A 19,782-nucleotide genomic window follows, 5' to 3' on the forward strand; every position below is an offset into this window, starting at 1 on the left:
ATGGGCAGCGCCAAGGAAATCCAGCAGTACCTCAAGCGTTTTTCGCAGCTGGACGCCAAGCGCTTCGCCGTGGTGAAAGTCGGCGGCGCGGTGCTGCGCGACGACCTGCCGGCGCTCACTTCCTCGCTCACCTTCCTGCAGCAGGTGGGCCTTACGCCCATCGTGCTGCACGGCGCCGGCCCCCAGCTGGACGAGGAGCTGTCCGCCGCCGGCATCCAGAAGCAGACCGTCAACGGCCTGCGCGTGACCTCGCCCAAGGCGCTGGCCATCGTGCGCAAGGTGTTCCAGGAGCAGAACCTGCGCCTGGTCGAGGCGCTGCAGGGCATGGACACGCGCGCCACCTCGGTGCCGTCCGGCGTGTTCACCTCCGAATACCTGGACCGCGACGTCTACGGCCTGGTCGGCAAGGTCAGCAGCATCAACCTGGCGCCGATCGAAGCCAGCCTGCGCGCCGGCTCCATCCCGGTGATCGCCAGCCTGGGCGAGACCGAGGAAGGGCAGATCCTCAACATCAATGCCGACTTCGCCGCCAACGAGCTGGTGCGCGTGCTGCAGCCGTACAAGATCGTGTTCCTGACCGGCACCGGCGGCCTGCTGGACGACAAGGGCCGCATCATCGACTCGATCAACCTCAGCACCGAGTACGAGCATCTGATGGCGCAGCCGTGGATCAACGGCGGCATGCGCGTGAAGATCGAGCAGATCGCCGACCTGCTTTCCAGCCTGCCGCTGACCTCGTCGGTGTCGATCACCCAGCCGGCGGAACTGGCCAAGGAGCTGTTCACCCACAAGGGCTCCGGCACCCTGGTGCGCCGCGGCGAGAAAGTGCTGCGCTACGAGTCGTGGGAAGGCATCGACCTGGAGCGCATGCGCGAGCTGATCGAATCCAGCTTCGGCCGCAAGGTGGTGGCGGACTACTTCACGCGCACCACGCCGTACCGCATCTACGTGAGCGAGAACTACCGCGCGGCGATGATCCTCACCCGGGAAGAAGGCCTGGCCTATCTCGACAAGTTCGCCGTGCTGGACGACGCGCAGGGCGAAGGCCTCGGCCGCGCCGTGTGGCAGGTGATGCGCGAGGAGAACCCGCAGCTGTTCTGGCGCTCGCGCCATGGCAACCAGGTCAATATCTTCTACTACGCCGAGTCGGACGGCTGCTTCAAGCAGGAGCGCTGGAAGGTGTTCTGGTACGGCCTGAAGGACTTCGCCGAGATCGAGCGCTGCGTGGCGCATTGCGCCGTGCGTCCCGCCACCCTGGTTGATTGATTCGCTGGACGGAAAGCCCATGAGCACTGACAAGAAAACCATCGGCATCGTCGGCGCGCGCGGCCATACCGGCGCGGAGCTGATCCGCCTGATCGCCGCGCATCCGGCGCTGGAACTGAGCTTCGTTTCTTCGCGCGAGCTCGACGGCCAGCGCGTGGCCGACCAGGTCGACGGCTACGCCGGCGAGCTGCGCTACGCCAGCCTCGATCCGGCCGCCGTCGCCGCTCAGGGCGCCGACGTGGTGGTGCTGGCCCTGCCCAACGGCAAGGCGGCGCCGTATGTGGAAGCGATCGACGCGGCCAGGCCCGATACGCTGATCCTCGATCTCTCCGCCGACTACCGCTTCAACGAGCGCTGGTACTACGGCCTGCCGGAACTCACTCGCAGCAAGTGGCGCGGCGAGAAGCGCATCAGCAATCCCGGCTGCTACGCCACCGCGATCCAGCTGTCCATCGCGCCGCTGAAGGACGTGCTGGCGGCGCCGCCGGTGAGCTTCGGCGTGTCCGGCTATTCCGGCGCGGGCACCACGCCCTCGGACAAGAACGACCCCGAGAAGCTGCGCGACAACCTGATGCCGTATTCGCTCACCGGCCACACGCACGAGCAGGAAGCCAGCCGCCATCTCGGCCTGCCGGTGGAATTCATGCCGCACGTGGCGCCGCATTTCCGCGGCCTCACCGTCACCACCAATCTGTACCTGGTGCGGCCGATGAAGCGCGAGGAGATCCTGCAGCGTTTCCGCCACGCCTACGAAGGCGAGAAGCTGGTGAAGGTGGTGGACGAGGCGCCGTGGGTCAGCCGGATCGCGCACAAGCACCATGCGGACGTCGGCGGCTTCGCCGTGTCGGTGGACGGCAAGCGCGTGGTGGTGGTCGCCACCCTCGACAACCTGCTGAAGGGCGCCGCCACCCAGGCCATCCAGAACATCAATCGCGCGATCGGCGTGGACGAGTACACGTCCATCCCGCTCGAAGGCTGATCCCACGTTTCCCAGGAATTCCCATGACCCAACCCCTGTGGCAGAAATCCGGCATCCAGATCGACGCGCGCATCATGCGTTTCCTGGCCGGCGACGACGTGGTGCTGGACCGCGAGTTCTTCCTGCATGACATCACCGCCAGCAAGGCGCACGTGGAAGGCCTGGCCAACATCGGCGTGGTCAGCGCCGACGAGGCCGCCGCGCTGAAGCGCGAGCTGGATGCGCTGGCCGGGGATTTCCGCGCCGGCAGCTTCGTGCTCGACGAGCGCTACGAGGACGGCCACTCCGCCATCGAAGCGCGCCTGACCGAGCGCCTCGGCGATGCCGGCCGCCGCGTGCACACCGGGCGCAGCCGCAACGACCAGATCCTGGTCGCCACGCGGCTGTGGCTGAAGGAGCAGCTGGCCGCGCTGGAGCGGTATTGCCACGCCATCGCCGAAGTGTGCCTGGAGCGCGCCGCGCAGCCGGCGCTGCCGCTGCCGGGCTATACGCATATCCAGCGCGCCGTGGTTTCGTCCACCGCGATGTGGTTCGCCGGTTTCGCCGAGGCCTTCATCGACAACACGCTGCGCGCCCGCCAGACCGCCGAGCTGATCGACTGCAACCCGCTCGGCACCGCCGCCGGCTACGGGGTGAACCTGCAGCTGGACCGCGAGCACACCACGCAGGCGCTCGGCTTCGCGCGCATGCAGATTTCGCCGATCTACGCGCAGCTCTCGCGCGGCAAGTTCGAGATGGCCGTGCTGGAAGCGATCGCCGCCGCGGTGCTGGACGTGCGCCGGCTGGCCTGGGATCTGTCGCTGTTCACCACCGCGGAATTCGGCTTCGTGCAGCTGCCGTCCGAATACACCACCGGCAGCTCGATCATGCCGAACAAGCGCAACCCCGACGTGGTGGAACTGCTGCGCGCCAGCTACGCCAGCGTGGCCGCCGCGCGTACGGAGATCGAGCAGCTGCTGTCGCTGCCTTCCGGCTACCAGCGCGACCTGCAGTTCTCCAAGGGCTCGCTGTTCCATGGCTGCCGCCACGGCCTGGCCGCGCTGGAACTGGTGCCGGACCTGCTGGCGCGGATGGCCTGGAACGAGCCCGCCATGCGCGCGGCGATCGAGCCGGCCATGTACGCCACCGACGTGGCGATCGAGCAGGCCGCCGCCGGCGTGCCGTTCCGCGATGCCTACCGCGCCGCGGCCGATGCCGCGGCCTCGGCGGGCGAGGGGCGCACGCCCGAGGGCAGCCTGGCCGCGCGCGTGTCGCCCGGCGCGGGCCACGACCTGCGGCTGGACGAACTGAAGGCGCGGCTCGCCGCGCTCCACACTTGAGGCCATCGCGATGAAAGCCGTCAGCACTGCCAACGCACCGCATTACACCTGGGGCCAGCAGTGCGACGGCTGGCATCTGCTGCAAGGTTTCGACCTCAGCGTGATCGAGGAGCGCATGCCGCCGGGCACGGCCGAGGTGCGCCACCGCCACGTGCGCGCGCGCCAGTTCTTCTACGTGCTGGAAGGCGAGGCGGTGCTGGAGCTGGAAGGCGTGGCGCATCGCCTGGCCGCGCGCGAAGGCCTGCACGTGCCGCCGGGCGCCGCGCACCAGATGCGCAACGAAGCGGACGGCGAGCTGCGTTTCATCGTGGTGTCCTCGCCCAAGAGCCATGGCGACCGGGAGACGGTCGATGGCTGAACGCCTGCCGGCGCAAGCCTTGCCCGCGTGGCGGCGCGCGGTGCTGAAGGTCGGCAGCAACCTGCTGGCGGCCGACGGCGGCGGCCTGACGCCGCGCCATGCGCGCGCGCTGGCCACGTTTGTCGGCGACAGCCACGCGCAGGGGCGGCAGGTGGTGCTGGTGTCCTCCGGCGCGGTGGCCGCGGGCCGCGCGCTGCTGCGCGAACGCGCGCTGCCCGGCGACGACCTCGCCGCGCGCCAGGCGCTGGCCGCGCTGGGCCAGGCGCCGATGATCGCGCTGTGGCAATCGCTGTCGCCGCGCCCGGTGGCGCAGGTGCTGCTGACCCACGACGACCTGCGCCATCGCCGCCGTTACCTGAATGCCCGGGCGACCCTGCGCGAACTGCTGCTGCTCGACGTGCTGCCGGTGGTCAACGAGAACGACACCGTGGCGGTGGACGAACTCAAGCTCGGCGACAACGACAACCTCGCCGCCATCGTCGCCGCCCTGGTCGATGCGGACCTGCTGCTGATCGCCTCCGATATCGACGCGCTGTACGACGCCGACCCGCGCCGCGTTGCTTCCGCCGCGCCGGTGCCGCACGTGCCGGTGCTGAGCCCGGAGGTGATGGCGATGGCCGGCGGCAGCGGCAGCGCGGTCGGCACCGGCGGCATGCATACCAAGCTGGAGGCGGCGGTGAAAGCCGGCGCGGCCGGCGTGCCTACCGTGCTGTTCGACGGCCGCAACACCGGCACCGTGGCGGCGCTGGCCGCAGGCCAGCTGCACGGCACGCTGTTCGACGCGCCGCGCAACCGCATGCAGGCGCGCAAGTACTGGCTGCGCCACGCGCCCGCGGCGCCGGGCAGCATCCTGGTCGACGACGGCGCCGCGCGCGCATTGACCGGCGGCCGCGCCTCGCTGCTGCCGGGCGGCATCGTCGGTGCGGACGGCGAGTTCCACCGCGGCGACATGGTGGAGATCGTCGACGTCACCCGGCGCCCGGTGGCGCGCGGCCTGTGCCAGTACGGCGCGGCCGAGGTACGCCGGCTGGCCGGCAAGCACAGCAGCGCGATCGATGCGGTGCTCGGCTACAGCTACGGCGCGGAAATCGTGCATAGGGACGACCTGGTCGTCCTGGCGGAGATGCTTTCATGAGCGAGATGCGAACCCAGGCACTGGCCTGCCGCGACGCGGCGCTGGCCATGGCGGAACTGAGCACCGACGCCAAGCGTGCCCTGCTGCAGGGCATGGCCGATGCGCTGCTGGCCGGCACGGCCGAGGTGCTGGCGGCGAATGCGCGCGATATGGCCGCGGCGCAGGAGAAGGGCGTGCAGGGCGCCATGCTCGACCGGCTGCGGCTGGACCAGGAGCGCGTGGCGAAGATCGTCGCCGCGCTGCGCGAAGTGGCGGAGCTGCCCGACCCGGTCGGCATCGTCACGCGCCGCGAGACACGGCCCAACGGTATCCGGGTCGAACGCGTGCGCGTGCCGCTGGGCGTGATCGCGATGATCTACGAGGCGCGCCCCAACGTCACCGCCGACGCGGCGGCGCTGTGCCTGATGGCCGGCAACGGGGTGATCCTGCGCGGCGGTTCGGAAGCGCTGCATTCCAATGCTGCCATCGCGCAGCTGCTGCGCCGGGCGCTGGCATCGCACGGCGTGCCGGCAGCGGCGCTGACGCTGGTGACCGATCTGCGCCGCGAGGCCATGGTCGAACTGCTGCAGCTGACCGACATCGTCGACCTGGCGATTCCGCGCGGCGGCGAAGGGTTGATCCGCTTCGTCGCCGAGCATGCGCGCGTGCCGGTGATCAAGCACTACAAGGGCGTCTGCCATCTCTACGTGGACCGCGCCGCCGACCAGCCGCTGGCGCTGGATCTGCTGGTCGACGGCAAGACCTCGCGCCCCGGCGTGTGCAATGCGCTGGAGACGCTGCTGGTGCACCGGGACATCGCCGCCGAGTTCCTGCCGCGCGCCGCCGATGCGCTGGGCCGGCGCAAGGTGGAACTGCGCGGCTGCGAGCGCAGCCGCGCGCTGGTGCCGGCGATGAAGGCCGCGGATGAAACGGACTACGCCGCCGAGTACCTGGACCTGATCATCGCGGTGCGCATCGTCGACGATCTCGACGCCGCGCTGGCGCATATCCATCGCTACAGCTCCGACCATACCGAGGTGATCGCCACCGGCGACGACGAAGCCGCGCGCCGCTTCGTGCGCGGCATCCGCTCGGCGGTGGTGATGGTCAATGCCTCCTCGCGCTTCAGCGACGGCGGCGAGCTGGGCCTGGGCGCGGAGATCGGCATTTCCACCACGCGCCTGCATGCCTACGGGCCGATGGGCGCGGAAGCGCTGACGGTGGAGCGCTTCGTGGTGCGCGGGGAAGGGCAGGTGCGGCATCCCGAGAGCAGATCGTGAATACCCATGCGTAGGTTGGGGTGAGCCGCAGGTGAACCCCAACGTGGCGAGGCGTAGGAAGGTGCCGGTGTTGGGGTTCGCCTGCGGCTCACCCCAACCTACCCCGGTAGCTGGCTCACCCCAACCTACGCCGGTAGCTGGCGTCATACCGCCGCAACGCAGCGGTAGCACTCTCGGCAGCTTGTCCCAGCCCGGAGTGCCCCGCATGCGTACCAAGCTCGCTTTCGCTGTGTTCGCCGCGTTCGCCGCCGCTGCTCCCGTCCATGCCGGCGTGGAACTGATCGCTGCCGGCAGCCTCGACGCCCACCAGGGCGACCGCGCCATGCGCACCGCCCGCCCGCTGGAGAACGGCGTGCAGGGCAACCTGCTCGGCGGCCTGGGCTCGGGCCTGGCCTACGCCGGCTGCGGCAGCTTCGTGGCCCTGCCGGACCGCGGTCCGAATGCGGTCTCCTACGACAGCGCCGTGGACGACACCTCGTCGTATATCGCCCGCTTCCACACCTTGCGCATGGACCTGCGCCCCGCCGGCGCGGGCGCCGCGCTGCCATTCGCGCTGACGCCGAAGCTGGAACGCACCACCTTGCTGTGGGACCTGTTCGGTCTGTACTACGGCGACGGCAAGGCGGCGAATCTGCCGAACGGCGCGCCGCGCGAGAACCACGCCTTCCATCATTACTTCACCGGCCGCTCCGACAACGCCGACCCGGCGCGCAACTCCGGCTGGCCTTTGAACGGCCGCCTCGATCCGGAAGGCATCCGCGTCTCGGCCGATGGCGACGCGGTGTTCGTCTCCGACGAATACGGCCCCTACGTCTACAAGTTCGACCGCCGCAGCGGCCGCCGCCTCGACAGCTACGCGCTGCCGGCGCATTTCTACGTGGCGAAGACCGCTTCGCACGGCGCCGACGAGATCGCCGGCAACACCTCGGGCCGCGTCGCCAACAAGGGCATGGAAGGTCTGGCCATCTCGCCCGATGGCCGCGTGCTGTTCGGCGCGATGCAGGCGCCGCTGATCCAGGACGGCGGCGACGGCGCGCCGGTGCTGCGCATCGCGCGCATCGACCTGCGCACGCGCCAGGTGCGCGAGTACGCCTATCCGTTGACCAACTCCGGCACGCCCGCCAAGCCGAAGTACAACGGCGTGAGCGAGATCCTGGCGGTGAACGACCACCAGCTGCTGGTGGACGAGCGCGACGGCAAGGGCTTCGGCGACGGCTCGGAGGCGAAGTTCAAGCGCGTGTACCTGATCGACCTGGATGGCGCGGCCGACGTGGGCAAGCTCAGCGGCGCCGCCGCGCTGGCCGCGGTGGCCGTGCAGAAGACGCCGTTCCTGGATGTGGTCGCGGAGCTCGGCCGCCACGGCATGCTGCCGTCGGAGATTCCCGCCAAGCTCGAAGGCCTCAGCTTCGGCCCGGACGTGACCCAGGACGGCCGCCGCCGCCACACGCTGTTCATCGCCAACGACAACGACTTCCTGGCCACCGTCACCGACGATCTGCATCCGCAGGGCGCCGACAATCCGAACCGCTTCTTCGTGTTCGCCTTCGACGATGCGGATCTGCCGGGGCTGAAGCCGCAGCGCATCGAGCACGAGCGCTGCGACGCACGCTGAGCTTTTGCTCCCTCTCCCCGTCGGGGAGAGGGTTGGGGTGAGGGGGACCTACGGAGCGCAGAAGCGGAAGCATCAAAGCGATGCGACGCTTCGTCGATCCTCTGCCGCGAGCACCTGCCCCTCATCCGGCTGCCGCCACCTTCCTCGCTTCTCAAAGCCGCGCACATCCATGTGCGCTCCCCGCGTGCTCCCCGGCGGGGAGAAGGGTTCCTTGGTCTAGCGTTTGCTCCAATCCCGCACCGCTTCCGCAAACACGACACAATCCTCAAACCGGTTGTACAACGGCGTCGGCGAAATCCGGATCACATCCGGCTCGCGCCAGTCGCCGACGATGCCGTGGTCCATCAGGTACTGGAACAAGGCCCGCCCGCGTTCGCGCCCGCCGAGCACGCGGATCGACAGCTGCGAGCCGCGGCGCGAAGGCTCGCGCGGCGTCACCGATTCCAGCACGTCGCCCAGCTGGGTCTGCACCAGCCATTCCAGGTAACCGGTAAGGCGCAGCGCCTTCTCGCGCAGCTGCGCCATGCCGGCGCGCTGGAAGATCTGCAGTGACACGCGCAGCGGCGCCAGCGACAGGATCGGCGGGTTGGAAATCTGCCAGCCGTCCGCGCCGGGCATGGGCACGAATTCCGGGCCCATGCGGAAACGCGACTGCTTGTCGTGGCCCCACCAGCCGGCGAAACGCGGCAGGTGCTCGGTATGGGCGTGGCGCTCGTGCACGAAGGCGCCGGCCACCGCGCCGGGGCCGGAGTTGAGGTATTTGTAGCTGCACCACACGGCGAAGTCGGCGCCGCTGTCGTGCAACTGCAGCGGCAGGTTGCCCACCGCATGGGCGAGATCGAAACCGACCGCGCAGCCCTGCGCGTGCGCCAGCGCGGTGATCGCCTTCAAGTCGAAGGCCTGCCCCGTGCGGTATTGCACGCCCGGCAGCAGCACCAGCGCGATGCGCTCGCCATGTTCGGCCAGCGCGCGTTCGATCGCTTCCATCGACAGCGTGCCGTTCGGTTCGTCCGGCTGCAGTTCGATCAGCGACAGCGCGGGGCTGAAGCCGTGGAAGCGGATCTGCGATTCCACCGCGTAGCGGTCGGTGGGGAAGGCGCCGGCCTCGATCAGGATGGCGTGGCGCTCCAGGGTGGGGCGGTAGAAGCTCACCATCATCAGGTGCAGGTTCACGCCCAGCGTATTCATCGCCACCACTTCGGAGGGCAGGGCGCCGACCAGGGCGGCGAGGTCGTCGCGCACGAACTCGTGGTAGTCCAGCCACGGCAGGCGCACCTTGAAATGCCCTTCCACCGCCAGCGCGCCCCAGTCGTCCAGTTCGGCGTTCAGCGCCTCGCGCACGGCGCGCGGCTGCAGGCCCAGGGAATTGCCGCAGAAGTAGTGGCTGTCGCGGCCCTGGTGCGGCGGGATCAGGAACTCGTCGCGGAACGCGCGCAGCGGATCGGCGGCGTCCTGGGCGCGGGCCCATTCGAGGGTGGCTTGGTAAGCGGTCGACATCGAGTTCTCGTCCCACGCGGAAAACCGCTAAAGCTTAGGCCAAGCCGGCGGGCAAAGAAAAAGCCCGGGCGCATGGCCCGGGCTTCTGCAGCTTGCCGCGCTTACTTCAGGCGCTCGGCGATGGCGTCGCAGCCCTTGTCGAAGGCGGCTTTCCAGGCCGCGCCGGCCTGGCTCTGCGCCGGGCGCACGCAGCGCAGCTGGATGGCGTGGCCCTCGCGGAACCAGTAGCGCTCCACGTAGCTGAACTGCGCGCCGTTCTCCTGCGCGGTGTAGGTGCTGGCGTTCGGCGCGGGGCTGCTGCCGGGCTGGTAGCCGGTCAGGCCCTTGGCCTTGGCGGTGGCGGCGTTGACGTAGTCCTGGAAAGAAGCCACGTCCGGCACCTGCTTCACCGTCACGGTGACGCGGGCCAGGGCGGTGCTGCCGGTGGGCGAGGTGTCGGGCACCTGGAACACGCGCAGTTCCGGGTCGCCCTGGGTCTCCATGATGCCCAGCCAGTTGTCGGGCGTGCTGAAGTGCACGGTGCCGTGGGCCATCTCCACCTCGCCCGCGTGGGCGGCGCCGGCCAGCAGCAGGGCGCTGGCCAGGAGGGTGTTGCGCAGGAAACTCATGCCGGGTGTGCTCTCGTGAAGTCAGTCGGGTGCGAAACGGTAGAGGGGCAGGCCCAGCCATTCCAGGGCCGTACCGTGGAACAGGCGCGCTCGCGCCGCCTCGTCCAGCCCCAGGGCCTCGATGCCGCTGCCCGGGTGCTGCTCCCCCAGCGGGAAAGGATAATCCGTGCCGAGCATCACGCGCTCGACGCCGGTCACATCCAGCAGATAGCGCAGCGCCTGCGGATCGTGCACGCAGGAGTCGAAATACAGCCGCTTGAGGTATTCGCGCGGGTTGCGCGGGTTGTCGGTGGCGACCAGGTCCGGGCGCATGCGGAAGCCGTGCTCGATGCGGCCGATGGTGGAGGGGAAGCTGCCGCCGCCGTGGGCCAGCATCACGCGCAGCCGCGGCAGCCGCTCCAGCACGCCGCCGAAGACCAGGCAGCAGGCCGCGCGCGACTGCTCGGCCGGCATGCCGACCAGCCAGGGCAGCCAGTACTTGGGCATGCTGGCGGCGCCCATCATGTCCCAGGGGTGGACCATCACCGCCGCGCCCAGGTCGGCGGCGGCCTCGAAGAACGAGAACAGCTCCGGCGCGTCCAGGTTCCAGTCGTTGCAGTGCGAACCGACCTGCACGCCGTGCAGGCCGAGCTCGTCGATGCAGCGCTCCAGCTCGCGGATGGCCAGGTCCGGCGACTGCAGCGGCACCGTGGCGATGCCGGCGTAGTGGCGCGGATAGTCGCGGCACAGGCCGGCGATGTTGTCGTTCAGATGCCGGTGCAGCTCCAGCGCCTGGTAGCCGGGCGCCCAGTAGGAGAACAGCACCGGCACGGTGGAAACGACCTGGACCGATACGCCGAAGCGCGCGTAGTCGTCGATGCGGTGCTGCGGGTCGAACGCCGATTCCCACACCTCGCGGAAGAATTTTCCGTCCTTGTAGATGCGGTGGCGCCCGTCGTGATGGGTCATCACGGGAAAGCGGAGGTCGTCGAACTTGGCCGCAAGATTCGGCCAGTCGCGGGGCAGGACGTGCGCGTGGGTATCGATCTTGAGCATGCCCGCGAGTGTAGGCGCTTGGGGTGGCGGTGCCTTGTCGCGGCGCGGCAAAGCCGTCGCTCGTCACCGCGGTCCAGGGCGGGATCCGCTTTTTGCTCGTCATTCCGGCGCAGGCCGGAATGACGATCAAGCAGCGGCCGCCGTCTTCTCCCGCTCGCCGCGCCCCACGATGTGCGCCAGCGTATTCACGTTGTCCACTAGCCGGTCGCTCAGGCGCTCCAGCAGCTCCGCCGCGCGGCGGTCCTCGGCCATCGCCAGCAGCGAGGCCAGGCTGCGCTGCAATGCGCGCAGGTCGGGCAGGTCGGTGGGCGCGCGGTGATCGCGCAGGGCGGTGGCGATGGTGTGCAGGGCGGCGGCGACGTGCTCGACGAAGGCGCCAATCTCGGTGGCTTCGGGCAGGGCCTCGTGGTCGTCGATCACCGCTTCCAGCGTCATGGCGGTGCGCGCCAGGCGGTTGCCGTTGGCGAACAGCGTGCTGGCCAGGTCCATCAGCTGCGTGGGCGTGGCCGGCTCCGCGCGCATGCGGTCCAGCGAGGCCTGCGCATTGCTGCGCGCGGTGCGCGCGGCGGTGCGCGACTCGCGCTGCGCGTCGCGGCGGCCGGGGCGCGCCAGGCACTGCAGGTAGCCGGCGTAGGCGTCCAGCATGTCGGCCAGGGCGGCGCGTGCGCGGCCGCGTTCCCAGGTGGGCCACAGCACGTAGGCGAGCAGGGCCATGCCGCAGCCCAGCGCCGTGTTGAGCACGCGGTCGGCCACCGCCGCGCTGGAATTGACGCCTTCGAACGACAGCAGGATCACCACCGTGCCGGTCAGCGCCGCCACCGCGATGCCGTAGTGCGCATTGGCCAGGTAGCGGAACGCCATGCACAGCACTGCCATCACCGCCAGGTGCGCCCATGGATCGTGCGGCGTGAAGTGCAGCACCGCCGTGGTCAGCACCAGGCCGAGCACGGTGCCGACCACGCGCAGCAGGCCGAAATTGAAGGTGGCGCCGAAATCCGGGCGCAGCACGATGGCCGCCGTCATCGGCAGCCAGTAGCCATGCGGCAGCGCCAGCTTGCGCGCGACGAACAGCGCCACGCTCAGGCATACCGCGCTGCGCACCGCATGGCGGAACGCCACCGAATGCGGCGTGAGGTTGGCGCGCAGGATCGACAGCGCGGAATCCGCGCGCAGCGCCGCCGGCAGCGGCGTTTCCGCCGCCGAGGCGCGCAGCTCGCCGCGGCTGCCGGCCCAGTTGGCGTTGCGCACCGCCGCCGCGAGCTGGCCCGACAAGGCATGGATATGCGCGGCCAGGCCATCGCCGGAGCCGCCGCGGCCCAGCAGGGCGTTCTCGCTGGCCTGCAGGGTCTGCAGCGCGCGCTCGGCCTGCTGCGGCGGTTCGGCCGCTTCCAGCGCGTCCGCAATGGCGGCGAGCACGCGCGCGGCGTCGCCGCGGAACATCGCGTGCACGCCGGGGTTGGTGCGCAGCTCGGCCATGGCGGTGAGTTCCAGGCGGATGCGTTCGGCGATCTCCAGCAGCACGCGGAATGCCTCCATCGCACGCCCATTGGCGTGATGGCGGCCCAGCAGGGTGTGCTGCAGCGTGGTCATCGCGTCGGTGAGCGCGGGCACGTCCGCGTCGTCGTGCGCCTGCTGCCTGGCCAGGCTCGACAGGCCGCGATACACCGCCGCCAGCGCATGCCGCTCCGGCCGATAGCGTTGCAGCGGCCATGCCGCCACCGAGAACAGCGCCAGCAGCAGGCCGCCGGCGAAGATCAGCCCCGCGCCGCTCAGCGCCCCGGTGAGCGTGGTGGGCGAGGCGGCGGTGACCACCAGCAGGATCATGCTGGTCATGCCCACGCGCGCAATGTCGGTGCCGAACACCACCAGCAGGCCGCCGAAGAAACCGAATGCCGCCGTGGCCACCAGCATCGGCGCCAGCTGGTCGCCGAGCAGGAAGCCCAGCACGGAGGCCAGCGCCGCCGCCAGCGAGGCGAGGAACAGCTGCCACATGCGCTGGCGGTAAGGGCCGGGCTGGTCCGAGAACATGGTGTCCAGGGCGCCGGCGGCCACGCCCAGGCCGATTTCCGCATGGCCGGTGGCCAGGCCCAGCCCCAGCGGCAGGATCACCGCAGCGGTATTGCGCAGCACGACGCGCGGCGGCACGTCGGGGCGCTTGGCGGTCAGCAGGCTCTCGATGACGGTGGCGCGTAGCGAATAGCCGCTGGCGGGCATGGGTTCTCGTTCGCTCCTAAACGATTTAAGGGATTCTGCCTGAGCAGGGCTGAAGAGGGTGGGATGCGGCGCCTGCAATCAGCGCATGCCGAGGGCTTTATTTCCCGGCGAAAGTGCATAGGTCGAAGGGCGGGCGCGGCCGGGGCCGTCCGGCTGCCCAAATCGCTTACAGTCAAATCACTTACAGTAGGTCGCCGCGGTGTCCCGGGATGGATGCCCGGTTTGTGCAATCTGGAAGGCCATTATGAAAACTGATCCATCCAATCTGATCGAGGTGTCGCTGTCGCTGTTCAGGAGCAAGGGATACCGGCGCACTTCGATGGCCGACATCGGCCGGGCGACCGGATTGCTCAAGGGCAGCATCTATCATCACTTTCCGAACAAGGAGCGCTTGCTGATCGAAGTGGTGCAGCATGTCATCGGACTGTTCGAGAACGGCGTTTTCGAGGAGGCGCGGCGCACCGACCTGAGCGAGAAGCAGCGCCTGGACGGCATGGTCGACGCGGTGGAGAGCTATTACATCCAGCACCGGGTCTGCGCGCTGGTTCACTTATGGCCGGACGCCCTGCAGGAGAGCGAGGAGGCGCGCGGCATGATCCAGCAGTTCTTCCGCGACTGGCGCGACCTGCTGGCCGGCCTGCTGGCCCCCCGCCACGGCGAGGCGCAGGCCCGCAGCCTGGCCACGGACGCCCTGGCGCGGATCGAGGGGGCGGTGATCTGGCTGCAGATCGCCGGGGAAGAGGAAGCCTTGCGGGAATGCAGTAAACAGGTGCGTAACCTCTTGTAGCTCCGAAAAAAGCGCTTTACACGGGGGCGTACCGTCTGGTAGAAAACCAAACGTTTGGTTTTGGCTGTTCGTGCAGGCAAACCCAGGGGGAACAACCATGCCTTCGTTGATGGCTGATCTGGATCAACCCCGCAGGAAGGCGATCGCCGCCATGCGGGCGAGCGTTGCGCCGGCCCTCTGGCAACGGAATGCCGGCTTCGTGGAAAACCTTCGGCAACTGATCTCCACGCATCCGGTGGCGCGCCATCGCGCGATCGGCGTGCTCAACAGCGGCACGCTCGATCTCGAAGCGATGCGCACGATCCATCTGGAATACCGCCACGCGATCGTGCAGATCTTCACCGACGCACTGCTCGCCGCGCAGCTGCAGACGCGCCAGCTGGAACCGCGCCTGCCGCCGGGTTCCAAGCTGGCGCCGCGGTTCCTGATCACGCTCAACGACCTGGACGAATTCGGCTTCCGCCCCGGCCTCGACGCCGAGGGCTATTACCGCGGCAATCCGGCCTACGCGCATTACCCGCTGTTCGAGCGCGTGCTGGACGACTACGGCATCAGCCTGCAGCAGCGGCAGTCGTATCCGGCCAGCCGCATCTCGCGCAAGGTGCGCGAATTCCTCGAGCACAGCTATGGCGACTATCTCGACGTGGTGGTGCTGCTCGCCGCCGCGGAAGAGGAAGTGATCCTGTACAGCGCGCCGCTGCGCGAAGCCACCCGCGCGCTGGGCATCGACGTCGACGACGGCTACTACTTCGTGCACGGCGTCAGCGAGGACGTCAGCGCCGAAGCGGCCGACGACGATCACGAGAACGACCTGTGGCTTGCGCTCACGCAGGCGCTCACGCCGGAACACTATCCGCGCGTGCAGTCGCTGTGCCTGCGCTATTGCGATCTGTGGGATCAGTTCTGGACCGCGCAGCTGGCGTTGATGCGCCCGGCGGCCTCCCTGGCGGGCACCCAGGGGCTGGCTGAAGCGGTCTGATGGGGGTTGGGAAGGAGGGATACCCATGGAGCCGGGTCTCCCTGCGGCGAATGGATGCGCCGGGCACAGGACGTGCCGCAGCTGATCAGCGCGCCGGGCGGGGTCAGCAGGGGGCGGGTCCGGCGCATGAGGCGCTGGACCCGTAAACCTTGCGGCGAGGCAGAGGCCTCGCCGGCAACATGCGCTTGAGCGCAACGATCAAGGCGGAGCCGTGCGGCCGGGAGCGCGCGGCCCGCGCAGGAAGGGGGAGGCTGGCGCGCTTCGGTGCGACGGCCTCCCAAGGGTGAATCGGGTGATGCCCATTTCGGCCCGTGATTTTCACGGGCCTTTTTTTGCGCGCAAGGTTTACGAGGCGCGGCCGCCGAATTCGCCGGTGGTGGTGTTCACCCACACCTTCTCGCCGTTGGTGATGTATTCCGGCACCTGGATTTCCACGCCGGTGCTGAGCCTGGCCGGCTTGGTGCGCTTGGTGGCGCTGGCGCCCTTCAGTTCCGGCGCGGTGTCCACCACTTCCAGCATCACGCTGGTCGGCACCTGCAGGCCCACCGGCGCGTCGTCGATCAGCTGCACGTAGAAGCCTTCGGTGTCCTCGACGATGTAGCCGGCGTTCTCGCCGACCAGTTCCGGACCGAGCAGGTACTGCGTGTAGTCCTCCGCGTCCATGAACACGAACGCCTCGCCGTCCTTGTAGGAATAGTTGGCCGCGCGGCGCACCAGGTCCATTTCCTTCAGGTCGTCGTCGGCGCGCAGGCTCAGATCGAACTTGCGTGCGCCGGGGATGGAATACAGGGTGAAGCGGAACGTCACGTTGCCGCCGCGCGCGGTGGGCGAGCTGCGCTCGATGTCGCGCACCTGGTACACGGTGCCTTCATGTTCGACCACGTTGCCTTTCTTGACGTCGGAAGCTTTCATGGATTTTTAGGGAGTCGGGAATAGGGAGTTGGGAATAGGAAGAGCGGGGCGAGGGAGTCTGGCAGGGTTTTGCCTTTGCTATTCCCTATTCCCGACTCCCTATTCCCTTACTTTGGCTGCAGGCGCACCGCGCCGTCGAGGCGGATGGTTTCGCCGTTGATGTAGCGGTTGGTCAGGATGAAGGCCACCAGCTCGGCGAACTCCTCCGGCTTGCCCAGGCGCGACGGGAACGGGATGGACGCGGACAGCGCCTCCTGCACCTGCGGCGGCATGCCGTCGACCATCGGGGTCCAGAAGATGCCCGGCGCGATGGTCGCCACGCGGATGCCGAAGCGCGACAGCTCGCGCGCCATCGGCAAGGTCATGCCGACCACGCCGCCCTTGGAGGCCGAATACGCGGCCTGGCCGATCTGGCCTTCGTAGGCGGCCACGCTGGCGGTATTGACGATCACGCCGCGCTCGCCGTCCTCGCCCGCTTCGTTGGATTGCATCAGGGCCGCGCCGGCCTTGGCCACGTTGAAGCTGCCCACCAGGTTGACCATCACCGTGCCGGCGAAGGTGCCCAGCGGCATCGGGCCTTCCTTGCCCAGCACGCGGCCGGCGCCCAGGATGCCGGCGCAGTTCATCACCACGTTGAGGCCGCCCATGGCGTCGCGGGCCGCGGCCACGTTGGCGGACACGCCGTCTTCGGAGGTGACGTCGGTACGCAGGAAGCGCGCGGCGGCGCCCAGCGCCTTGGCCGCTTCCTGGCCCTTGTCCTCGTTCACGTCGAACAGCGCGACCTGGCCGCCGGCGGCGACCAGGCGCTGCGCCACGGCGTAGCCGAGACCGGAGGCGCCGCCGGTGATGATCGCCTTGACCTGCTGGAGCTGCATGGGTACGTCCTCGGGAATGCCGAAAAGCGGAATGGTAGCCGAGGAGCTGGGGAATGCGCTTGCTGGTGGAACCCTTCTCCCCGCCGGGGAGCACGCGGGGAGGGCACACGGATGTGCCCTGCTTTGAGGAGCGAGGAAGGTGGCGGCAGCCGGATGAGGGGCGGGGCCCGCGGTGGCGGATCGATGGAGCGCAGCGCATTTACTGCTTCTGCTTCACCGCTCCGCCCGGCCCCTCACCCCAACCCTCTCCCCAGCGGGGAGAGGGGGATGACGGGCGGGGCGACAATCGAACGAAGAGCATGCGGCGTAGCCGCAGCGTTCCGCTTGCGCGCTTCTGCTCTTGATCCACCGGGTCCCCTTGGCGCCGGCGGTGAGGGCTGGACGAAAAGGCCCCCGCAAGGGGGGCGGGGACAGGACGTCCCCGCCTTTTTGATCAGGGCAAGGATGCCCTGTCAAAAAGCCCGGCCAGCCCTCACGGACCCTCAGCAGCTGCGCTGCTGAGGGCGCCAAGCAGGGTGCCCTTTCTTCTTGGTTACTTCTTCTCGAGGTCCCCCTTGAGGGGATTGGGCACGCAAAGAAGAAGTAACTCGCCCCGCGGCAGCGGGGCGAAACCCTCGCCAACGGCGAGACACCCAACCGTCAACGCAACAACCGAGCGACAAAGTCCCTGGATTCCAGCTTTCGCTGGAATGACGAGCGAGGCCTGCGCCGGGATGACGAAGTTGAGACGATGAGGCAAGACCGTTGCTCACCCCAACCCTCTCTCCTACAGGGACTACCTTCGGGTCGCCCGGAGGGGAGAGGGGGCAAGTGGCGGTTACTCGGAGGCCGCGTAGTCCCGGGCGTCCGAACCCTCCGCCGCCTGGCTGTCGCGCGTGTTCTTCTGCACCGCGATCGCCGCGAACAGGGCCAGCGCGTACGACATCCCGTAGAAGCCCTTCTCGCTAAGCGCCAGGGTGGCGTTCCACAGCCCCACCACCAGCAGCACGATGCTCAGCAGCACCGACACCCAGCTCAGGCCGTAATAGATGTTGGTGACCGGGATGCCTTCCAGGCGGTCGCGCACGCTCTTCTGCACCGACACCGCGGAGAACAGGCCGTACATCAGCACGGTGAAGTAATAGCCCTTCTCGTTGAGCTGCATGCCGGCGTTCCACAAGCCGGTCACGAAGGCCAGGAAGCCCGCCAGCAGGGCTGCCCAGGACACGGCGATAAAGGCGGGCGAGGGCTTCTGGGGCAGGGGCTTCATGGCAGTTCCTTTGCGTGGGGTGCCCCGGCGGGGCGGCGCGGCCATCCTAATCGAAGCCGCGCCGTTTGCTACAGCAGCGCTTTCCACGCGTCCCGCTCGCGCAGCTGCGCGAACGGAATCACCGCCGGCGGCGGCACCACCGGCGCCTGCAGTTCCTTCTGCCACACGCCCACGTCCCACCATTGCCCCAGCTTGTAGCCGGCCTTGCGCCAGATGCCCGCGGGGGTGAAGCCCATCGACTCGTGCATGCTCACGCTGGCCGCGCCGGGCATGGTGATCACGCCCACCGCCTGGTTGATGCCCTGCAGGCGCATGCCGTCCAGCAGCACGCCGTAGAGGCGGCGCGCGATGCCGCGGCGCTGCGCGTCTTCGTGCACGTAGATCGAGGTTTCGGCGATCCAGTCGTAGGCCGCCCGTTCGCGGAAGCGGCTGGCGTAGGCATAGGCGAGCAGGCGGCCCTGCTCCTCCCACACGATCCACGGATAGTGCCGCAGGCGCGCATCGATGCGTTCGCGCATCGTGGCTTCCCCGGGCAGTTCGGTCTCGAACGTGGCCATGCCCTGCAGCACGTGCGGGGTGTAGATGGCATGGATCGCGGCGGCATCTTCAGGAACGGCAATGCGGATCATGCGAGCACCTTCTCCATGCACACGCTCTGCGGATTGGAGCGATGGCTGCCGAACGGCGGGCAGCGGCGATAGCCGGCGCGTTCGTACAGCTCCAGCGCCTCGGCCTGGGCCGTGCCGGTTTCCAGGCGCACGATGCGGCCGCCGCGCGCGTGCACCTGCTGTTCCAGCGCTTCCAGCAGCTGCTTGCCCAGGCCCAGTCCGCGGCAGGCCGGCAGCACGTACATGCGCTTGACCTCCACGTAGTCGCCTTCGTCGACGCAGGCGCCGCAGGCCACCGGCGTGCCATCCACGCGGGCAGTGACGAAGGCGACATTGGCGCGGCGCAGTTCATCCAGCGCCACCGGCTGGATGTTGGCGGTGGGATAGAGCCCGGCCAGATAGCCGTCCAATTGCTGGGTCAGCGGCAGGATGTCCGGCGTGCCCGGATCCTCGATGGCGAAACTGAGCTGCGGTCGCGTCTTCACATGTACTTCCAGTTGCGTTGCTTGCCCTCGGCCAGCCATTCCAGGGTGGTGGCGAGGCGTTTCTGGCGGGTGGCGCCAGTCTTGGCTTCGCCGATCCATTCAAGGTATTCGCGCTGCATGCTGGCGCTGAAGCCGTCGAAGGTCTTGCGCGCGGCGGCGTGCTTTTTCTGCGCGAGCAGGGCGGCGAGATCTTCCGGCATGGCTGGCGCCGCCTTCGGCGCGGCCTGCGGGCGCGCGCGCGTGGCGCCGCCTTCGATCAGCTTCATCGCCTTCTTTACGCAGGCGGCCAGTTCCTTCTTCGCAGGCAGGTCGCGCACGGAAGCGAGCTTGCCGAACTGGCCCATGCCTTCCCCGGCGTCGTCGGCCGTCTCGCCGAACAGTTCCTTGTAGTGCCAGAAATGCAGGCTTGCATGCTGCTTGAACGCCGCCATGCCGCACATCAGCGCGCCCCGGTAGCTGAAGTAGGGCATGCTCCATTTCAGCGTTTCTTCCGCCTCGGGGCAGGCGGCGTGCACGGTGGCGCGGATCTGTTCCAGGATCGGCCGCGCGAACTCGGCGGATTTGGCGATATACGCATCGATGCGCGGATCGTGGCTGCTCATGGC

General features: G+C 68.9%; 19 protein-coding genes. 9 read left to right on the plus strand and 10 right to left on the minus strand.

Features of this window, described 5'->3' with window-relative positions; all coding sequences use genetic code 11:
- From FHW84_RS21155 to FHW84_RS21185, 7 genes are all read left to right on the plus strand, one after another.
- A complete protein-coding gene (locus FHW84_RS21155; RefSeq protein ID WP_243868229.1) occupies positions 1 to 1,266 on the plus strand; it encodes an acetylglutamate kinase in 1,266 nt (421 codons plus the stop codon).
- A gap of 19 nt (positions 1,267 to 1,285) precedes the next feature.
- The gene (gene argC / locus FHW84_RS21160) at positions 1,286 to 2,245 is read left to right on the plus strand and encodes an N-acetyl-gamma-glutamyl-phosphate reductase (RefSeq protein ID WP_167258118.1); all 960 of its coding nucleotides are present in this window, start codon (positions 1,286 to 1,288) and stop codon (positions 2,243 to 2,245) included.
- A 23-nt stretch (positions 2,246 to 2,268) separates the two neighbouring features.
- Positions 2,269 to 3,564, plus strand: coding sequence for an argininosuccinate lyase (gene argH, locus FHW84_RS21165; protein ID WP_167258120.1), 1,296 nt, complete (start codon positions 2,269 to 2,271; stop codon positions 3,562 to 3,564).
- Positions 3,565 to 3,574: 10 nt separating this feature from the next.
- On the plus strand, positions 3,575 to 3,922 hold the full coding sequence (locus FHW84_RS21170; protein ID WP_167258122.1) for a cupin domain-containing protein: 348 nt from the start codon (positions 3,575 to 3,577) through the stop codon (positions 3,920 to 3,922).
- Entirely contained in the window at positions 3,894 to 5,057 is a 1,164-nt protein-coding gene (gene proB / locus FHW84_RS21175) for a glutamate 5-kinase (protein ID WP_167258123.1), read from the plus strand. The genes FHW84_RS21170 and proB overlap by 29 nt, the downstream gene beginning before the upstream one ends.
- Positions 5,054 to 6,316 (plus strand): glutamate-5-semialdehyde dehydrogenase, encoded by a 1,263-nt coding sequence (locus FHW84_RS21180; RefSeq protein ID WP_167258124.1) that lies wholly within the window; start codon positions 5,054 to 5,056, stop codon positions 6,314 to 6,316. Before proB ends, FHW84_RS21180 begins: the two co-directional genes overlap by 4 nt.
- Before the next feature lie 205 nt (positions 6,317 to 6,521).
- Positions 6,522 to 7,928 (plus strand): esterase-like activity of phytase family protein, encoded by a 1,407-nt coding sequence (locus FHW84_RS21185; protein WP_167258125.1) that lies wholly within the window; start codon positions 6,522 to 6,524, stop codon positions 7,926 to 7,928.
- 216 nt (positions 7,929 to 8,144) lie between these two features.
- On the opposite strand, the gene kynU is transcribed toward FHW84_RS21185, so the two are convergent.
- The 4 genes from kynU to FHW84_RS21205 all read right to left on the minus strand — a co-directional run bounded on the left by kynU (position 8,145) and on the right by FHW84_RS21205 (position 13,282).
- The gene (kynU, locus tag FHW84_RS21190; protein WP_167258126.1) at positions 8,145 to 9,425 is read right to left on the minus strand and encodes a kynureninase; all 1,281 of its coding nucleotides are present in this window, start codon (positions 9,423 to 9,425) and stop codon (positions 8,145 to 8,147) included.
- Between the two features lie 101 nt (positions 9,426 to 9,526).
- Positions 9,527 to 10,033, minus strand: a complete 507-nt coding sequence (locus tag FHW84_RS21195; RefSeq protein ID WP_167258127.1) for a hypothetical protein — start codon at positions 10,031 to 10,033, stop codon at positions 9,527 to 9,529.
- 21 nt (positions 10,034 to 10,054) lie between these two features.
- A complete protein-coding gene (locus FHW84_RS21200) occupies positions 10,055 to 11,068 on the minus strand; it encodes an amidohydrolase family protein (protein ID WP_167258128.1) in 1,014 nt (337 codons plus the stop codon).
- A gap of 126 nt (positions 11,069 to 11,194) precedes the next feature.
- Positions 11,195 to 13,282 (minus strand): FUSC family protein, encoded by a 2,088-nt coding sequence (locus FHW84_RS21205; protein WP_167258129.1) that lies wholly within the window; start codon positions 13,280 to 13,282, stop codon positions 11,195 to 11,197.
- Positions 13,283 to 13,526: 244 nt separating this feature from the next.
- Between FHW84_RS21205 and FHW84_RS21210 the strand changes: the two genes are divergently transcribed.
- Positions 13,527 to 14,069, plus strand: a complete 543-nt coding sequence (locus FHW84_RS21210) for a TetR/AcrR family transcriptional regulator (RefSeq protein WP_167258130.1) — start codon at positions 13,527 to 13,529, stop codon at positions 14,067 to 14,069.
- Between the two features lie 199 nt (positions 14,070 to 14,268).
- Complete coding sequence (locus tag FHW84_RS21215; protein ID WP_208399904.1) at positions 14,269 to 15,048, plus strand: iron-containing redox enzyme family protein; 780 nt, start codon at positions 14,269 to 14,271, stop codon at positions 15,046 to 15,048.
- A gap of 345 nt (positions 15,049 to 15,393) precedes the next feature.
- Here the strand turns inward: FHW84_RS21215 and yeiP are convergent, their stop codons facing one another.
- The 6 genes from yeiP to FHW84_RS21245 all read right to left on the minus strand — a co-directional run bounded on the left by yeiP (position 15,394) and on the right by FHW84_RS21245 (position 19,779).
- Complete coding sequence (yeiP, locus tag FHW84_RS21220; protein WP_167258133.1) at positions 15,394 to 15,960, minus strand: elongation factor P-like protein YeiP; 567 nt, start codon at positions 15,958 to 15,960, stop codon at positions 15,394 to 15,396.
- Positions 15,961 to 16,067: 107 nt separating this feature from the next.
- Positions 16,068 to 16,835 (minus strand): SDR family NAD(P)-dependent oxidoreductase, encoded by a 768-nt coding sequence (locus FHW84_RS21225; RefSeq protein WP_167258135.1) that lies wholly within the window; start codon positions 16,833 to 16,835, stop codon positions 16,068 to 16,070.
- 817 nt (positions 16,836 to 17,652) lie between these two features.
- Complete coding sequence (yiaA, locus tag FHW84_RS21230) at positions 17,653 to 18,084, minus strand: inner membrane protein YiaA (RefSeq protein WP_167258137.1); 432 nt, start codon at positions 18,082 to 18,084, stop codon at positions 17,653 to 17,655.
- Positions 18,085 to 18,152: 68 nt separating this feature from the next.
- Positions 18,153 to 18,713 (minus strand): GNAT family N-acetyltransferase, encoded by a 561-nt coding sequence (locus FHW84_RS21235; protein WP_167258139.1) that lies wholly within the window; start codon positions 18,711 to 18,713, stop codon positions 18,153 to 18,155.
- Complete coding sequence (locus FHW84_RS21240; protein ID WP_167258141.1) at positions 18,710 to 19,177, minus strand: GNAT family N-acetyltransferase; 468 nt, start codon at positions 19,175 to 19,177, stop codon at positions 18,710 to 18,712. The genes FHW84_RS21235 and FHW84_RS21240 overlap by 4 nt, the downstream gene beginning before the upstream one ends.
- A complete protein-coding gene (locus tag FHW84_RS21245) occupies positions 19,174 to 19,779 on the minus strand; it encodes a YdeI/OmpD-associated family protein (protein WP_167258143.1) in 606 nt (201 codons plus the stop codon). The genes FHW84_RS21240 and FHW84_RS21245 overlap by 4 nt, the downstream gene beginning before the upstream one ends.
- Positions 19,780 to 19,782: the final 3 nt, after the last annotated feature.

Source organism: Dyella sp. SG562 (assembly GCF_011759495.1).
Taxonomy (GTDB): domain Bacteria; phylum Pseudomonadota; class Gammaproteobacteria; order Xanthomonadales; family Rhodanobacteraceae; genus Dyella_D; species Dyella_D marensis.

What these genes read in the sequence shown, in the direction of transcription:
- FHW84_RS21155 (WP_243868229.1), top strand. Translation starts at nt 1, where the DNA reads ATGGGCAGCGCCAAGGAAATCCAGCAGTACCTCAAGCGTTTTTCGCAG.
- argC (WP_167258118.1), top strand. Translation starts at nt 1,286, where the DNA reads ATGAGCACTGACAAGAAAACCATCGGCATCGTCGGCGCGCGCGGCCAT.
- argH (WP_167258120.1), top strand. Translation starts at nt 2,269, where the DNA reads ATGACCCAACCCCTGTGGCAGAAATCCGGCATCCAGATCGACGCGCGC.
- FHW84_RS21170 (WP_167258122.1), top strand. Translation starts at nt 3,575, where the DNA reads ATGAAAGCCGTCAGCACTGCCAACGCACCGCATTACACCTGGGGCCAG.
- proB (WP_167258123.1), top strand. Translation starts at nt 3,894, where the DNA reads ATGGCGACCGGGAGACGGTCGATGGCTGAACGCCTGCCGGCGCAAGCC.
- FHW84_RS21180 (WP_167258124.1), top strand. Translation starts at nt 5,054, where the DNA reads ATGAGCGAGATGCGAACCCAGGCACTGGCCTGCCGCGACGCGGCGCTG.
- FHW84_RS21185 (WP_167258125.1), top strand. Translation starts at nt 6,522, where the DNA reads ATGCGTACCAAGCTCGCTTTCGCTGTGTTCGCCGCGTTCGCCGCCGCT.
- kynU (WP_167258126.1), bottom strand. Translation starts at nt 9,425, where the DNA reads ATGTCGACCGCTTACCAAGCCACCCTCGAATGGGCCCGCGCCCAGGAC.
- FHW84_RS21195 (WP_167258127.1), bottom strand. Translation starts at nt 10,033, where the DNA reads ATGAGTTTCCTGCGCAACACCCTCCTGGCCAGCGCCCTGCTGCTGGCC.
- FHW84_RS21200 (WP_167258128.1), bottom strand. Translation starts at nt 11,068, where the DNA reads ATGCTCAAGATCGATACCCACGCGCACGTCCTGCCCCGCGACTGGCCG.
- FHW84_RS21205 (WP_167258129.1), bottom strand. Translation starts at nt 13,282, where the DNA reads ATGCCCGCCAGCGGCTATTCGCTACGCGCCACCGTCATCGAGAGCCTG.
- FHW84_RS21210 (WP_167258130.1), top strand. Translation starts at nt 13,527, where the DNA reads ATGAAAACTGATCCATCCAATCTGATCGAGGTGTCGCTGTCGCTGTTC.
- yeiP (WP_167258133.1), bottom strand. Translation starts at nt 15,960, where the DNA reads ATGAAAGCTTCCGACGTCAAGAAAGGCAACGTGGTCGAACATGAAGGC.
- FHW84_RS21225 (WP_167258135.1), bottom strand. Translation starts at nt 16,835, where the DNA reads ATGCAGCTCCAGCAGGTCAAGGCGATCATCACCGGCGGCGCCTCCGGT.
- yiaA (WP_167258137.1), bottom strand. Translation starts at nt 18,084, where the DNA reads ATGAAGCCCCTGCCCCAGAAGCCCTCGCCCGCCTTTATCGCCGTGTCC.
- FHW84_RS21235 (WP_167258139.1), bottom strand. Translation starts at nt 18,713, where the DNA reads ATGATCCGCATTGCCGTTCCTGAAGATGCCGCCGCGATCCATGCCATC.
- FHW84_RS21245 (WP_167258143.1), bottom strand. Translation starts at nt 19,779, where the DNA reads ATGAGCAGCCACGATCCGCGCATCGATGCGTATATCGCCAAATCCGCC.